We start from the raw sequence: 1,161 nt of genomic DNA, 5'->3' as shown, positions 1-1,161 counted from the left end.
TGGGGGGCCTGGGCGCTGCGGCACGACATCGCGGCGCTGGGCGCCGACCACCGCACCGGCGTGGGCGAGCGCCGCGACGTGGTGCTGTCCGACGGCACGCGGCTCATGCTCAACACCCGCAGCGCCGTCGACGTGCGCTTCGACGCTTCGGCGCGCACCCTGCGGCTGCTGGGCGGCGAGATCATGGTGACCACCGGCAAGGACCCGGCGCGGCGCCCGTTCATCGTGCTCGGCCGCGACGGGCGCATGGTGCCGGTCGGCACCCGCTTCGTGGTGCGCGCCTTCGATGACGACACGGGCGGCGCGCGCGCCAGTGAGCTGACCGTGCTCGAAGGCGAGGTCGACCTGAGCGCGGGCGAGCAGTCGCAGGTCACGCGCGTGCCGGCGGGCAGCCGCGTGCGCTTCGGCCGCGCCAGCATCGGCGAGCTTCACCGCGCCGACGAACGCGCGGCCGCCTGGACCGACGGCACGCTGGTGGTCGAGCGCATGCGGCTGGCCGACTTTCTGGGTGAACTGGGGCGCTACCGCGGCGGCGTGCTGCGCTGCGACCCCGAGGTCGGCGGCCTGTTGGTGAGCGGCGCGTTCCCGCTGGCCGACACCGACGCCGTGCTGGCCATGCTCGAGGAAACGCTGCCCGTGCGGCTGCGTTCCATGAGCCGCTACTGGGTGACGGTCGCGGCGCGATAACGCCGCCCGCTCACCGGCGCGAAATTTTTTCGTCGAAACCGGCAGGTTTGCGGATCTCGCGCATCAACGGAAGAAGGCGCCGCAAAGACAGGCGGCGCGGCGCCCTCCCATCCGAACGATCACAGAGAGTTTCATCACCATGGCATTCCCCGCACGGCCCGGACCGCAGTTCCGGCCTTCCCCGTTGGCGCTCGTCGCCCGCGCCAGTTGCCTTGCCGCCGCGTTGGCCGCCGGCACGCCCGTCGCCTGGGCCCAGCAGCCGCAGCCGGGCGCGCCGGTGGCGGGCGCGAGCCGCGCCTACGCCATCGACGCGGGCTCGCTCGACAGCGTGCTGGGCCGCTTCGGCCGCGAGGCCAACGTGATGGTCGCCATCGACCCGGGGCTGACGCAGGGCCTGCGAAGCCCCGGCCTGCAGGGCAGCTTCACCGTGCCCGGCGCGCTCGACCGGCTGCTCGCGGGCAGCGGCCTCGAAGC

At 74.0% G+C, this 1,161-nt stretch carries 2 protein-coding genes; both read left to right on the top strand.

Annotated features, from left to right (window positions below; translation table 11 throughout):
• On the top strand, positions 1-687 hold a 687-nt coding region (locus BMG07_RS40690; RefSeq protein WP_198089215.1), incomplete at its 5' end, for a FecR domain-containing protein.
• 139 nt (positions 688-826) lie between these two features.
• The coding region (locus BMG07_RS40685; RefSeq protein ID WP_198089214.1) for an STN domain-containing protein at positions 827-1,161 on the top strand (335 nt) is incomplete at its 3' end.

This window comes from Variovorax sp. E3, from assembly GCF_016082275.1.
GTDB lineage: Bacteria > Pseudomonadota > Gammaproteobacteria > Burkholderiales > Burkholderiaceae_C > Variovorax.
This window is presented reverse-complemented; position numbering and strand designations above follow the sequence as displayed.